Consider the following 14,553-nt stretch of genomic DNA (forward strand, 5'->3'; position numbering starts at 1 on the left):
CACCGGGGCGCACGGCCCCTGCCATCAGCCCGCCTGCGGGTCGCCGGGGGTGTACGTGACGTGCACCACCTGGCCGTTCTTCCCGGCCGGACCGAGATCCTTGCCGTTGACGTACACATGCACGGCACCCGCGTTGCCGATCACCAGCTTGATCTGCTTCGGGTCGGTGAAGGTCTGGTCCTGGCCTTCCTCGATGTTGTTCTGGAACAGGGACTTGCCGCTGCCGTCCAGCGCCGAGACCCAGCTGGTGTCCTTCTCGGCGACCAGCTTCACCGTGACCTTGTCGGCCGGGGCGGCCGCGATCGCCGCGGCGCTGGGCGCCGGGGCCGGCGGCTGGACGCTCGGTGAGGCGACGGGCGCGACCGAGCCGGTGCCGGACCCGCTGGGCAGCGGCGCGCTGGCCGAGCCGGTGGTCGAGCCGCCGGTCTTGCCGCTCACCAGGTTGAAGCCGATCAGGGCCACCACCGCGAAGATCGCGGCCACCATCGCGGCCGTCCAGTTCGGGCGGCCGCGGCCGGGCACCTTGATCGGCCCGCTGTCGATCAGCTGGGTGGGCCGCTTGCCGGCGGGGGCCCCGCCGTGCGCGGCGTCGTACCGGGCGACCAGTGCGTCGCCGTCCACGCCGACCGCCCGGGCGATCGCCCGGATGTGGCCCCGGGCGTAGAAATCGCCACCGCATCGGGCGAAGTCGTCCTCCTCGATGGCATGCACGATCGGCACCCGGACCCGGGTGGCGGTACTCACCTGATCGACCGTGAGTCCGGCGTCGATCCGGGCGACGGACAGCACCCGGCCGATGCTCGGGGCATCGGCCGCGTGGTCCGGCTCGCCGGACAGCTCGGCGGAGGACGGAGCGTTCTCGCGATCGGGGGACTTGCCGATGGTCACGGTGCACGCCTTTCGAGCGGATGGCCACCTGCTGGAGAACAGTCTAGGGGCGGAGGAGGATCGTTTCTCAAGCGGAGCAGGACCGAATGCGCACGCCCATCCGGGCACGGTTCCGATCGTCCACTGACCGACAGTCAGGACGGGGGCCGACGAACCCGGAGGCCGCTCTTGCGCCCTGTGACGCGGTGCACGTTCGATCGGTTCCGCGCACCGCGCCTACCCTCCTCCGAACGAGTGAACACCCGCAAGGGCACGCACCGTCCGGGGCGGTCGGTCAGCCCCGGATGGCGATGAGCACGCCGTCCAGCTCGTCCGGTTTCACCAGGACGTCGCGGGCCTTGGAGCCCTCGCTCGGGCCGACGATCCCGCGCGACTCCATCAGGTCCATCAGCCGGCCCGCCTTGGCGAAACCGACCCGCAGCTTGCGCTGGAGCATCGAGGTGGAGCCGAACTGGGTGGAGACGACCAGCTCGGCGGCCTGGATCAGCAGGTCCAGATCGTCGCCGATCTCCTCGTCGATCTCCTTCTTCGGCCCGCCGCCGACCGTCACGTCGTCCCGGTAGACCGCCGTCAGCTGATCCTTGCAGTGCTGGACGACGGCGGCGATCTCGGCCTCGGTGACGAACGCGCCCTGCATCCGGACGGGCTTGCTCGCGCCCATCGGGAGGAAGAGCGCGTCGCCCTTGCCGATCAGCTTCTCCGCGCCGGGCTGGTCGAGGATGACCCGGGAGTCGGCCATCGCCGAGGTGGCGAAGGCCAGCCGGGACGGCACGTTGGCCTTGATCAGACCGGTGACCACGTCCACCGAGGGCCGCTGGGTGGCCAGCACCAGGTGGATGCCGGCCGCGCGGGCCAGCTGGGTGATCCGGACCACCGAGTCCTCGACGTCGCGCGGGGCGACCATCATCAGGTCGGCCAGCTCGTCGACGATCACCAGCAGGTACGGGTACGGGGTCAGCTCGCGCTCGCTGCCCAGCGGGGCGGTCACCTTGCCGGCCTTCACCGCCGCGTTGAAGTCGTCGACGTGCCGGAAGCCGAACGCGGCCAGGTCGTCGTAGCGCAGGTCCATCTCGCGCACCACCCACTGGAGGGCCTCGGCGGCCTTCTTGGGGTTGGTGATGATCGGCGTGATCAGGTGCGGGATGCCCTCGTACGCGGTCAGCTCGACCCGCTTGGGGTCGACCAGCACCATCCGGACCTCGTCCGGGGTGGCCCGCGCCAGGATCGAGGTGATCAGGCAGTTGATGCAGGACGACTTGCCGGCGCCGGTCGCGCCGGCCACCAGGATGTGCGGCATCTTGGCGAGGTTGGCCATCACGGTGTGGCCCTCGACGTCCTTGCCCATCCCGACCACCATCGGGTGGGTGTCCTCGGCGGCCGTGCGCGAGCGCAGCAGGTCCCCGAGGTTGACCATCTCGCGGTCCCGGTTGGGGATCTCGATGCCGACCGCGGACTTCCCCGGGATCGGGCTGATGATCCGCACGTCCGGGCTGGCCACCGCGTACGCGATGTTCTTGGCGAGCGCGGTGATCCGCTCCACCTTGACGGCCGGGCCCAGCTCGACCTCGTAGCGGGTGACCGTCGGCCCCCGGGTGAAGCCGGTGACCTTGGCGTCCACCTTGAACTCGCCGAAGGTCCCGGTGAGCTGGGCCACCACCTCGTCGTTGAGGGCGCTGCGGGCCTTCGCCGGGCCGCCGCGCTCCAACAGGTCGAGCGGGGGGAGCGCGTAGGTGACGTCGCCGGAGAGCTGGAGCTGCTCCATCCGCACCGGGGCCGGGCCGTGCTCCTCGGGGGCCGCCTGGCCGCCGCTGCGGGCGGGCGGCACGGCGGCCTCCTCCGGCGGGGCGGTGCGGTCCTGCACCTGATGCATCATGTCCGCCACCGCCGAGGAGGCGGGCACCCCGTAGACCAGCGCGCCGTCCAGGTCCGCGGCGGCCCCGGCGGCGAGGTCGCGGGTGGCGTACGGGTCCACCGGGTCCTCGCCGAACGGGTCCTTCGCGAGCAGGTCGGGGACGCCGGAGGCGAGCTCCGGGTCGTCCAGCTGCTTGCGGCGGCGCCGGCGACGGCGGGCACCGACCTCGTCCGGCGGAGCGAGACCGTCGATCTCGACGCGGTACGGCAGCGCCGAGGGGTCCGCGTCCTCCGGCGGCTCGGTGGAGAACTCGCGCTCCGGCGCACGCCCCTCGGCGAAGGCGGCCTGCGGGCCGGGCTCGACCACGCCGAGCCGCACCCCGGCGGCGCGCAGCCGTTCGGGGATCCGGTTGACCGGGGTGGCGGTGGTCACCAGCAGGCCGAAGAAGGCCAGCAGCAGGAGCAGCGGCACCGCGAGCGGCGGCCCGGCGGCGGCCATCATCGGGGTGGAGACGGCCCAGCCGACGATCCCGCCGGCCGCCCTTATCCGGGTCGCGCCGCTGCCCATCATGGGCGCGCCGCAGCCGATGTGGACCAGTCCGAGCACGCCGACCACCAGGGCGCTCAGACCGATCATGATCCGCCCGTTGGCCTCCGGCAGCTCCGGATGGCGCATCAGCCGGACCGCGACCAGGGCCAGCAGGAACGGCACCAGCACGTCCAGCCGGCCGAAGAGCCCGGAGACCACGTTGGTGGCCGCCTCGCCGAGCCAGCCCTGCGGGCTGAACCAGGTGCCGGCGGCGGTGACCAGCGCGAGCGCGAACAGCAGCAGGCCCACGCCGTCCTTGCGGTGCGCCGGGTCGAGGTTCTTGGCGCCGTCACCGAAGCCGCGGAAGACCGCGCCGACGCTGTGCGCCAGGCCGAGCCAGACGGCCCGGACGGCCCGGAAGAGTATCGGCCTCGGTGCCGGCGGGGCGGGCGGCGCGGGCTTGGCCGCCGCCTTCTTCGCCGGGGCGGCCTTCTTGGCCGCCTTCTTCGCGACCGGCTTGGCCGGAGCCTTCACCGCGGCCTTCTTGGACGGTCCCGGACTCGGGTTGCGTGCCGCGCTTCCGGGCGTACGTGTGGCCATGGCTCAGCAGCCTACCGGGGCCGACCAGCTGTGCCCACGTGCCGAGCCGGGGCGCCCCGCCGTGTCGCAGACACACCGTCACACCGCCCCGGTTTCACCCGGACGGGTGCGCGCGGGCGGCCGCTACTCCACCCCGGGACGCAACGCGTCCAGGGCCCGCCGCAGACCCGCCAGCTTGCGCTCCAGATGCGCCGCGGTGGCGGCGACCCCGCCGTCCTCGGTGCCGTCCAGCTGCTTGACGAGCGCCTCGGCCTGTTCCTCCACCGAAGCCAGCCGCGCCGACAGCTCGCCGAGCAGCGCACCGCCGAGGGCAGGCTGCTCGCCGCCCGCCTCCAGTTGCAGGCGCAGCAGCGCTGCCTGCTCCTTGAGCTGGCAGTTCTTCATGTAGAGGTCGACGAAGACCGAGACCTTGGCGCGCAGCACCCACGGGTCGAAGGGCTTGGAGATGTAGTCCACCGCGCCCGCCGCGTAGCCGCGGAAGGTGTGGTGCGGCCCGTGGTTGAGCGCGGTCAGGAAGATGATCGGGATGTCCCGGGTGCGCTCCCGCCGCTTGATGTGGGCGGCCGTCTCGAAGCCGTCCATCCCGGGCATCTGGACGTCCAGCAGGATCACCGCGAAATCGTCGGTGAGCAGCGCCTTGAGCGCCTCTTCGCCGGAGGCCGCCCGTACCAGCGTCTGGTCCAGCGCCGAGAGGATCGCCTCCAGCGCCAGCAGGTTCTCCGGCCGGTCGTCGACCAGGAGGATCTTCGCCTTCTGCATTACGGCCCGCCCTCCTGTCGCCTGCCTGCCTGGGGAAGGCACTCGCACACTGCCCACCACTACCCCGGTCATGCTAGCCGCACCCCCTCGCCCGGCACACCGCCCCGTCGCAACCTGGTCCGGGGCAACGCGCACCCAGTGCCCCGGCGCACGCTCACCAGCGAGTCGCCATCCGGTCACTGTTCGCAACGATCGGTGACCCTACCGGGTTCCCGGCCCTCCCCGCCAGCAAAGCACGCCCCGAAAGGCGCGAACCCCGGAGCGGGCTCCGGGGTTCGCGCCCCCACGACCCGGTGGGGTACCGGGCGGCGGGGGCGGGCCCGGCCGCGGAGGGCCGGGTCAGGACTTCCGCGCCGACAGCCACTCGTGCATCACGGTGAGCAGGTGGTCGGTCTCCACCGGCTTGGTGATGTGGTCGGTGGCACCGGCCTCCAGGGACTTCTCCCGGTCGCCCTTCATCGCCTTGGCGGTCAGCGCGATGATCGGCAGCCCGGCGAACTGCGGCATCCGGCGGATCGCCTCGGTCGTCGCGTAGCCGTCCATCTCCGGCATCATGATGTCCATCAGGACCAGCGCGACGTTCTCGTGCTGCTCCAGCATCTCGATGCCCTCACGGCCGTTCTCGGCGTACAGCACGGTCAGCCCGTGCTGCTCCAGGACGCTGGTGAGCGCGAAGACGTTGCGGACGTCGTCGTCCACGATCAGCACCTGCTGACCGTCGAAGCGGGTGTCCACCCGGGACGGCTGGTGGGCCGCCGGGCCGCCGGACGGCAGCCGGCCCTCGATCGGTGCTTCCAGGGCCGCACGACGGCGCTCCACGGCGCCGCGCCGGCGCTCCTCCGCGAGTTCGCGGACCTCCTGGGCCCAGTGGTCCGCCGGGTTCTCGCCGACCGGGACGGGCGTGCCCGCCGGGGTGACGCCGACCGCGGCGCGGATCGTCGGGGCGTTCGGCGCGGACGGCGGCGCGACCTCCCCGCCGTCGGTGCGCAGCGGCAGGTAGAGGGTGAACGTCGAGCCCGCGCCCAGCTCGCTCTCGGCGTGGATCTCGCCGCCGAGCAGCCGGGCGATCTCCCGGCTGATCGAGAGCCCGAGACCGGTGCCGCCGTACTTGCGGCTGGTGGTGCCGTCGGCCTGCTTGAACGCCTCGAAGATCTCCCGCAGCTTGTTCTCCGGGATGCCGATGCCCGTGTCGGAGACCGAGAAGGCGATCAGCGGGTCGTCCGGGCCCTTGATCGCGCCGGCCTCCAGCAGCCGCTCGCGGACGTGCTGCGGGACGTCGGGACCGGCCGGGCTGATAGAGAAGTCCACCGCGCCGGAGTCGGTGAACTTGACCGCGTTGGAGATCAGGTTCCGCAGCACCTGCTGGAGCCGCTGCTCGTCGGTGTGCAGGGTGACCGGCAGCGCCGAGGAGACCCGGACGGCGAAGTCCAGGTTCTTGTCCAGCGCGACCGGCTGGAAGGTGGCCTCCACGTAGTCGACCAGCTGCACCAGGGCGATCCGGGACGGGCGGACGTCCATCTTGCCCGCCTCGACCTTGGAGAGGTCCAGGATGTCGTTGATCAGCTGGAGCAGGTCCGACCCGGCGCCGTGGATGGTGTCGGCGAATTCGACCTGCTTGGGCGAGAGGTTGCCCTCGTTGTTGTCGGAGAGCAGCTTGGCCAGGATGAGCAGCGAGTTGAGCGGGGTCCGCAGCTCGTGCGACATGTTGGCGAGGAACTCGCTCTTGTAGCGGGAGGCCAGGGCGAGTTGCTCGGCGCGCTCCTCCAGGACCTGTCGGGCCTCTTCGATCTCGCTGTTCTTGATCTCGATGTCGCGGTTCTGCTGGGCGAGTTGCTCGGCCTTCTCCTGCAACTCCTCGTTGGTCCGCTCCAGTTCCTCCTGGCGCGCCTCCAACTCGGCCGATCGCATCGAGAGTTCGGCGGTGAGCCGCTGGGACTCCAGCAGCAGGCCCTCGGTCTTGGTGTTGACGCTGATGGTGTTGACCGTGACGCCGATCAGATCGGCGATCTGGTTGAGGAAGTCCAGCGCGACGGTGGTGAAGGAGCTGAAGGTGGCCAGCTCGATCACGCCCAGCAGGCGGCCCTCGAACAGCACCGGCAGCACCACGATGTGGGCCGGCGAGGCCTCCCCGAGGCCCGAGGCGATCTTCAGGTACCCGGGCGGGGCCTCCTTGAGGATGATCGAGCGCTTCTCCACCGCCGCCTGGCCGATCAGCGACTCGCCGGGCCGGAAGGTCGTCGGCATCGCCCGCCGCTGGTAGCCGTAGCTGCCGATCAGCCGCAGCACGGTGTCGTTCTCGTCGTCGTCCTCGGTGATCAGCTCGGCGGTTCGGCCGGCCGGCTGGGCCAGGAAGAACGCGCCGTGCTGGGCCGAGACCACCGGGGTCAGCTCGGTCATGATCAGCGAAGCGACCGCCTCCAGGTCCCGACGGCCCTGCAGCAGGCCGGAGATCCGGGCCAGGTTGGTCTTCAGCCAGTCCTGTTCCTGGTTGGTGCGCGTGGTCTCGCGCAGGTTGGCGATCATCTGGTTGATGTTGTCCTTGAGCTCGTCGAGCTCACCGGACGCGTCCACGTCGATCCGCAGCGAGAGGTCGCCCCTGGTCACCGCGGTGGCGACCTGGGCGATCGCGCGCACCTGCCGGGTCAGGTTGTTGGCCAGCTCGTTCACCGACTCGGTGAGGTCCTGCCAGGTGCCGTCCACACCGGGGACGCGGGCCTGCCCGCCGAGCCGCCCGTCGGTGCCCACCTCGCGGGCCACCCGGGTCACCTCGTCGGCGAACGCCGAGAGCTGGTCGACCATCGTGTTGATGCTGGTCTTGAGCTGCAGGATCTCGCCGCGCGCATCGACGTCGATCTTCTGCGAGAGGTCGCCGCGGGCCACCGCCGTGATCACCAGAGCGATGTTGCGGACCTGCCCGGTGAGGTTGTTGGCCATCAGGTTGACGTTGTCGGTCAGGTCCTTCCAGATCCCGGCCACACCCGGCACCCCGGCCTGGCCGCCCAGGATGCCGTCGGTGCCGACCTCGCGGGCCACCCGGGTCACCTCCACCGCGAAGGCGGAGAGCTGGTCGACCATCGTGTTCAGGGTGCCGGCCAGCGCGGCGACCTCGCCCTGCGCCTCGATGTCGATCTTCTTGGAGAGGTCACCGCGGGCCACCGCGGTGGCGACCTCGGCGATGTTGCGCACCTGGCTGGTCAGATTGGACGCCATGAAGTTGACGTTGTCGGTCAGGTCCTTCCAGATGCCCGACACCCCGCGGACCCGGGCCTGGCCGCCCAGGATCCCCTCGGTACCCACCTCGCGGGCCACCCGGGTCACCTCGTCGGCGAACGCCGAGAGCTGGTCGACCATCGTGTTGACGGTGGTGACCAGCTCCAGGATCTCGCCGCGGGCGTCGACGGTGATCTTCTTGGAGACGTCGCCGCGCGCGACCGCCGTGGTGACCTCCGCGATGTTGCGGACCTGGCTGGTCAGGTTGTTGGCCATCAGGTTGACGCTGTTGGTCAGGTCCTTCCAGGTGCCGGAGACCCCCGGCACGCTCGCCTGACCGCCGAGGATGCCCTCGGTACCGACGTCCCGGGCGACTCTGGTCACCTCGTCGGCGAAGGCACCCAGCTGGTCCACCATCGTGTTGATGGTGTTCTTCAGCTCCAGGATCTCGCCCCGCGCGTCCACCTGGATCTTCTGCGACAGGTCGCCCTTGGCCACCGCCGTCGTCACCTGGGCGATGTTGCGCACCTGATCGGTGAGGTTGTTCGCCATGAAGTTGACGTTGTCGGTGAGGTCCCGCCAGACCCCGGCGGCGCCCGGCACCTGCGCCTGACCGCCCAGGCGGCCCTCGGTACCGACCTGGCGGGCCACCCGGGTCACCTGCTCGGCGAAGCCGGAGAGCTGGTCCACCATCGTGTTGATGGTGTTCTTCAGCTCCAGGATCTCGCCCCGCGCGTCCACCTCGATCTTCTGCGAGAGGTCCCCGCGCGCGACCGCCGTCGTCACCTGCGCGATGTTGCGCACCTGGCCGGTCAGGTTGTCGGCCATGAAGTTCACCGAGTCGGTGAGGTCCCGCCACACCCCCGCGACGCCCGGGACCTGCGCCTGGCCGCCCAGACGGCCCTCCGTGCCCACGTCCCGGGCCACCCTGGTGACCTGCGCCGCGAAGCCGTTCAGCTGGTCCACCATGGTGTTCACGGTGTTCTTCAGCTCAAGCATCTCGCCGGCCACCTCGACCGTGACCTTGCGCGAGAGGTCGCCCTTGGCCACCGCCGTGGTCACCTGGGCGATGTTGCGCACCTGCGCGGTCAGCCGGCCGGCCATCGTGTTGACCGAGTCCGCGAGGTCCTTCCAACTGCCCGAGACGCTGCGCACCTTGGCCTGGCCGCCCAGCTTGCCCTCGGTACCGACCTCGATGGCCACCCGGGTCACCTCGTCGGTGAACTCCGACAGCTGGTCCACCAGCCCGTTGACCGTCCGGCCGATCTTCAGGTACTCGCCGCGCAGCGGGTGGCTCACCCCGTTGCTGTGCAGCGAGCGCAGCTCCATCTTCTGGTCCAGGTCGCCCTCGGCGATCGAGGCCAGCACCCGGCCCACCTCGGCCATCGGCCGGGCCAGGTCGTCGATCAGCGCGTTGCAGTTGTCGACGGCCGCCATCCAGGCGCCCTCGCCCGCACCCGTCTCCAGCCGCTCGTTCAGCCGGCCCTCGCGGCCCACCGCGCGCCGGACCCTGGCCAGCTCACCGGTCAGGTGCTGGTTCCGCTCGGCGACCTCGTTGAACACGGCGGCGATCTCGGCCAGCGGACCGTCGCCGGGTACGGTCAGCCGCCGCCGGAAGTTGCCGTCGCGCATCGCGGTCAGCGCGGCCAGCAGCTTGCGCAGCTCCGCCGGCTCGGCTCCGCGGCTGTGGTTCGCTCGCCGGCCGGCCGCGCTCCGCGGCGCGGCCCCGGGCCGCACACCGCGCTGGGCAGGCGGCGTCGTACCGGTTGCGTCCTTGGTGGCCGAACTCAACGGGCCCCTCCCAGATCGTGAACTGTCGGTGATCCCCCGTGCCCCGTTTTCGGGGCGCGAAGCCACACCGGTCGGCGCTACAGCGTCCCGGTGACCTCGCGGACCACCGGAACCCGCATCGACCGTACTGCTCCCACGGGCGTCACGGACCCCCCAGTCTGGCAGCACCGGCGCCGGGTATACGGCCGGTTGCGCTCGGTTGGTACCGCCCCGACCGAAACAGGTGGGCAGAATCACCCTCAGGTGCCTGTTTCGGCGCCCCGCCCCCACGGGGAACCAACCGGAAAGTAGGGTGGGGCGCTGCACCGGGCCACGACCCGCCCCAGCGCCGCCGCTCACCCCGCCGGCGCCCACGGGGAGGTCGCCGCCGCACCCGGGCAGCCAGGCCAGAGCAGAGGAGAAGTGGCAACGTGGTCACCGCGCGCGCAGCCGCCACCTTCGAACCGGTCGGCCGGTCGGCCTCGGCCGCCCGCTCGTTCGTCCGGGACGCGCTGCTGGGCTGGGGCCTGCCCGAGATCGTCGACGACGCCGTGGTCCTGGTCAGCGAACTCGTCACCAACGCCGTGGTGCACGCCGGCACCGCCGCCGAGGTCTGCTGCCTGCGCGAGGAGGAGACCGTCCGGATCGAGGTCACCGACCACCACCCCGAGCGCGGTCTGCCGTCCTTCGCCGACGTCCCTGTCACCGCCTCCGAGCGCTACGCCGACCCCGACGGCGAAGGCGGCCGCGGCCTGTTGATGTGCTCCGCCCTCGCCGAACGCTGGGGCGTCGAGTACTCCGCCGGCCGCAAGACCGTCTGGTTCCGGCTCGCCCTGCCCGCCCACGTCACCGGCACCCGCTACGCCGTCCCCGCCACCCCGGGCAGCGAACTGCCCAGCAGCGCCGGACCGGTCCACGTCGCCGTCGTCCAGCTCGACGACGACGGCCGCGTGCTCGCCTGGAATCCGGACGCCGAGGCGCTCTTCCAGCACCCCGCCGACACCGTGCTCGGCCGCCCCTGGGCCGACCTCACCGTCTGGCCGCAGGGCCCCGGCACCGGGCTCGGGCTGGCCGCGACGCTGCGGCTGGCCCGCTGGGAGGGCAGCTACGGCCTGCGGCACGCCGACGGCCGGACCGTCGAGGTCTACGGCCTGCAGGTCCGCATCCGCGACACCGAGGGCGTCCCGTCCACGCTCTGCCTGCTCGTCCTCGAACCCGACCGCGCGGTACTCCGCTCGCCCGCCCGGGCGCTGCCCGGCGACAAGCCCGACCCGACCGGCTCCCGGCTGGACCTGCTCGCCGGTCCCACCGCCTCCGACGACCTGGACACCCTGCTCCAGCGCACCGTCGAACGCGCCCGCGACCTGCTCGACGGGGACGCCGCCTACCTGCTGCTCACCACCGACGACGAGACCGAGTTCGAGGTCCGGGCCGCCACCGGCCTCACCTCCGGCCACCGCCGCCACACCCGCTTCCCGGTCGGCACCGGCAACCGCTACGACTCCGCCCGCCTGCCGTCCGTCCACGAGGACCTCGCCACCCGGCCGACCGGTCTGCCGGTGCTCAGCGACAGTGGCATGCGCTCGCTGCTCACCGTCCCGCTCAAGGTCGAGGGCCGGCTGATCGGCTCGCTGGGCATCGCCGCCGCCGCGCCCGGCCGCTACGACAACGAGGACGCGCTGCGCCTGCAGTTCGCCGCCGACCGGGTCGCCCTGGCCATCGAGAGCACCCGGCTCACCGAGCTCGAACGGCTGCGCCGCGGCTCGCTCTCCTTCCTGGTCGAGGCCTCCGACCTGCTGGCCGGCACCCTGGAGCACGAGCAGACGCTCGCCCTGATGGCGCAGATGGCCGTTCCTACCCTCGCTTCCTGGTGCGCCGTGTACACCAACGGCGCCCCGGCCTCCCTCGCCTTCGTGCTGCACGAGGACGAGGACCGCATCGACCCGCTGCGCGCCCTGCTCGACAAGACGCCCGCCCCGGACTCCGGACCCACTCACGGCGCCCGCTTCTGGGCGGCGCCGGCCGAGACCGCGCGGACCGGCGGGCTTTCCGCGAACCCCGAACTCTCCGGCCTGCTCGGTGAGACGGTGGTCCTGCCGCTGGCCGCCCGCAACCGGGTCATCGGCCTGCTCGTGCTCGGCGTCCCGGCCGGCGTCCGGTTCCGCCAGGAGATCCTGGAACTCGCCGAGGACCTCTCCCGGCGGGCCGCCCTCGCGCTCGACAACTCCCGCCTCTACTCCGAGCGCACCGCCACCAGCCAGGCGCTGCAGCGCAGTCTGCTCCCCCCGGACCTGCCCGAGATCCCGGGCGTCGAGGTGGACGTGTACTACCAGGCCGCCGGCGAGGGCAACGAGGTCGGCGGCGACTTCTACGACCTCTTCACCATCCGCGAGGGCACCTACGGCTTCGCCATCGGCGACGTCTGCGGCACCGGTCCCGAGGCCGCCTCCGTCACCGGCCTGGCCCGGCACTCGCTGCGGCTGCTCGCCCGCGAGGGACTGGACGCCCCACAGGTCCTCAGCAGGCTCAACGCGGCCATCCTGGACGAGGGTTCACGCAGCCGCTTCCTCACCCTGCTCTACGGCGAGCTCACGCCCCGACCGGACGGCAGCACCGAGCTGTCCATGGTCTGCGCCGGCCACCCGCTGCCGCTGCGGCTGCGCACCGACGGCCAGGTCGACCGGGCCGCCACCCCGCAGCCGCTGCTCGGCGTGATGGAGGAACTCGACCTGACCGCAGAGCACTTGGTGCTCTCCCCCGGCGAGGTCCTGCTCTGCGTCACCGACGGCGTGACCGAACGCCGCGAGGGGTCGCGGATGCTGGGCGACGACGGCCTGGCCGAGGTGCTCACCGGCTGTACCGGGCTGACGGCCGGTGCGGTAGCCCTGCGCGTGCAGCGGGCGGTCGAACGCTTCGCGCCGGAGCCGCCGTCCGACGACATGGCGATCCTCACCCTGCGCGTCCCCACCCAGCGCCCGGGCTGACCGAGTCTGCTCACCCGGGGTCCAACCATGAGCGTTCCACAGCTGACGACGCCACAAATTGTGTGATTCACAAGGGTACAAGCTGGTCCGGCCGGGTACACCGATCTCACCGGGGAATCCCCCGGCGGGGACACGACCAGCAGTTCTTCACGCTGGCCCATCATTCTGACCGCAGCCGTCGCACCCTCCTGTGGTGCGCCCTCGGCGCGGTCGCGCGCATCCACCTCATCGAACATCCTCCTGCGGTTCACAGCGCCCTGCGCGCGCCCAGAGTGAAAGGAGCCTCCGGTGAGCAACGAAGCTACCGGGGCACTGAACGCCCGCTCCACCGGAGCCGACGCGGGGAACCTCGGTTACCTCGCCCTCGGCCTGACCCTCCTCGCCTACGGCCTCCTCTCCACTGGCATCTTCAGTGGCACCGGGGTCGGGGACTCCGCCCGTCTCGCCCACCTCCTCGGCGGCCTCACCCTGTTCATCGCCGGCCTCTGGCAGCTCCGTGCCGGCGAGGGCTTCACCGGCACGGCCTTCACCAGCCTGGGCGCCTTCTGGGCCACCTGGTCGGCCGCCGGCGGGGCGGGCAAGAACGCGGCTGGCCTGTTCCTGCTGCTCTGGGCCCTGCTCGCGCTCACCCTCACCGCCGCGAGCTGGAAGGCCGGCTGGTTCAGCCGCGCGGTGTACGGCCTGCTGACCGTCTCCCTGGTGCTCTCCGCCATCGCGACCTTCGCCACCTCCGGCGGGCTCGCCAAGTTCGCCGGCTGGGTCGCCGCGGCCTCCGGGCTGGTCGCCTGGTACTGGGCCACCGCGGCCATGACCAACAGCGCGTGGGGCCGGGTGGCACTGCCGGTCAAGTAACACCCGACACGCGAACGCCGGTGGGCCGGACCTCCCTTCCGGGGAGGTCCGGCCCACCGGCCCGTGCTGCTCGCGCCCCGGTCAGCTCCCGGTGGTGACGTGCTCCCCGGCCTGGGCTCCGGCCACCTCGGCGTCCGGGCCGGGCGACGCCCGGCGGGCCCGCCGGCGGCCGCAGGCCGCCTGGACCGCGTACGCGAAGAGCAGGATCACCACGGCCACCAGGCCGTCCGCCCAGAAGTGGTTGGCCGTGACCACCACCACCGCGACGGTCAGCACCGGGTGCAGGACCACCAGCCAGCGCAGCGGGCTCGACGACACCCTGATCACCGCGACCGCCGCCAGCACGCACCAGGCCACGTGCACCGACGGCATCGCCGACAGCTGGGCGACCTTGACCATCCCGCCGACCGCGCCGCCGTACACCGACTGCCCGTACTCGGCCGCGACGTCGACGAACCCCTCCTGCGGCAGCATCCGGGGCGGCGCCACCGGGATGAACTGCACCGCCAGGCAGATCGCCGTCGTGATCACGACCGTGTTCCGCACCCACGGGTAGCGGGCCCGGTGCCGCACGAAGACCCAGAGCAGCACCGCGATCATCACGGTGAAGTGCATCGACGCGTAGTAGTAGTTCGCCGCCTTCACCACGGCCGGACACGAGGTCACGGCGGCCTGCCAGGAGGCCTCGTCCGGCAGGCCGATCGCCAGCTCCGTCCGGTGGATCCAGCTCGCCCGGTCCAGCGCGTGCTCGGCGCTCATCAGCGAGAGGTGCCCCACCAGCTGCCAGAGCGCGAACAGCGCCAGCAAGGTGCCGGCCTCCCGCAGCAGCGCCGACAGCGGTGCGCGCCGCACCCGGGCGGCCGCGTACGCGCCTCCGTAGAGAGCGACCGCGGCGCCCCCGGCGGACTGCCAGGTAAGAGTCAGGTTCTGCAACGGTTCGCGCCTCTCCACCGAGCGGGTTGTGCTGGGGAGACGTTAACGCAAAAAGACCCCCTCCCGAACGGGAGGGGGTCTTTTTGGAATGATTGTTCGGCGGCGTCCTACTCTCCCACAGGGTCCCCCCTGCAGTACCATCGGCGCTGTGAGGCTTAGCTTCCGGGTTCGGAATGT

Annotated in this window: 7 protein-coding genes and 1 rRNA gene; 2 read left to right on the top strand and 6 right to left on the bottom strand. The window is 71.9% G+C overall.

Going from position 1 to position 14,553, the window contains the following annotated elements:
• Nucleotides 1-24: 24 nt before the first annotated feature.
• The 4 genes from ABZ497_RS18945 to ABZ497_RS18960 all read right to left on the bottom strand — a co-directional run bounded on the left by ABZ497_RS18945 (nt 25) and on the right by ABZ497_RS18960 (nt 9,499).
• Complete coding sequence (locus ABZ497_RS18945) at nt 25-888, bottom strand: RodZ domain-containing protein (RefSeq protein WP_359806538.1); 864 nt, start codon at nt 886-888, stop codon at nt 25-27.
• A 274-nt stretch (nt 889-1,162) separates the two neighbouring features.
• Nucleotides 1,163-3,868, bottom strand: a complete 2,706-nt coding sequence (locus ABZ497_RS18950; RefSeq protein WP_359806541.1) for a DNA translocase FtsK — start codon at nt 3,866-3,868, stop codon at nt 1,163-1,165.
• 123 nt (nt 3,869-3,991) lie between these two features.
• The gene (locus ABZ497_RS18955) at nt 3,992-4,627 is read right to left on the bottom strand and encodes a response regulator (protein ID WP_329489804.1); all 636 of its coding nucleotides are present in this window, start codon (nt 4,625-4,627) and stop codon (nt 3,992-3,994) included.
• 339 nt (nt 4,628-4,966) lie between these two features.
• Nucleotides 4,967-9,499 carry a HAMP domain-containing protein gene (locus ABZ497_RS18960; protein ID WP_359806568.1) on the bottom strand — a complete coding sequence of 1,511 codons (4,533 nt, stop codon included), beginning with the start codon at nt 9,497-9,499 and terminating at the stop codon, nt 4,967-4,969.
• 539 nt (nt 9,500-10,038) lie between these two features.
• Between ABZ497_RS18960 and ABZ497_RS18965 the strand changes: the two genes are divergently transcribed.
• Together ABZ497_RS18965 and ABZ497_RS18970 are read left to right on the top strand one after the other, a co-directional pair.
• On the top strand, nt 10,039-12,591 hold the full coding sequence (locus ABZ497_RS18965; protein ID WP_359806544.1) for a SpoIIE family protein phosphatase: 2,553 nt from the start codon (nt 10,039-10,041) through the stop codon (nt 12,589-12,591).
• Nucleotides 12,592-12,879: 288 nt separating this feature from the next.
• On the top strand, nt 12,880-13,443 hold the full coding sequence (locus tag ABZ497_RS18970; RefSeq protein WP_359806547.1) for an acetate uptake transporter: 564 nt from the start codon (nt 12,880-12,882) through the stop codon (nt 13,441-13,443).
• An 81-nt stretch (nt 13,444-13,524) separates the two neighbouring features.
• On the opposite strand, the gene ABZ497_RS18975 is transcribed toward ABZ497_RS18970, so the two are convergent.
• Complete coding sequence (locus ABZ497_RS18975) at nt 13,525-14,394, bottom strand: phosphatase PAP2 family protein (RefSeq protein WP_359806549.1); 870 nt, start codon at nt 14,392-14,394, stop codon at nt 13,525-13,527.
• A 76-nt stretch (nt 14,395-14,470) separates the two neighbouring features.
• Nucleotides 14,471-14,553 (bottom strand): 5S ribosomal RNA (gene rrf / locus ABZ497_RS18980); the annotation flags it as partial.

This window comes from Kitasatospora sp. NPDC005751, from assembly GCF_040630835.1.
In the GTDB taxonomy this organism is placed as follows: Bacteria; Actinomycetota; Actinomycetes; order Streptomycetales; family Streptomycetaceae; genus Kitasatospora.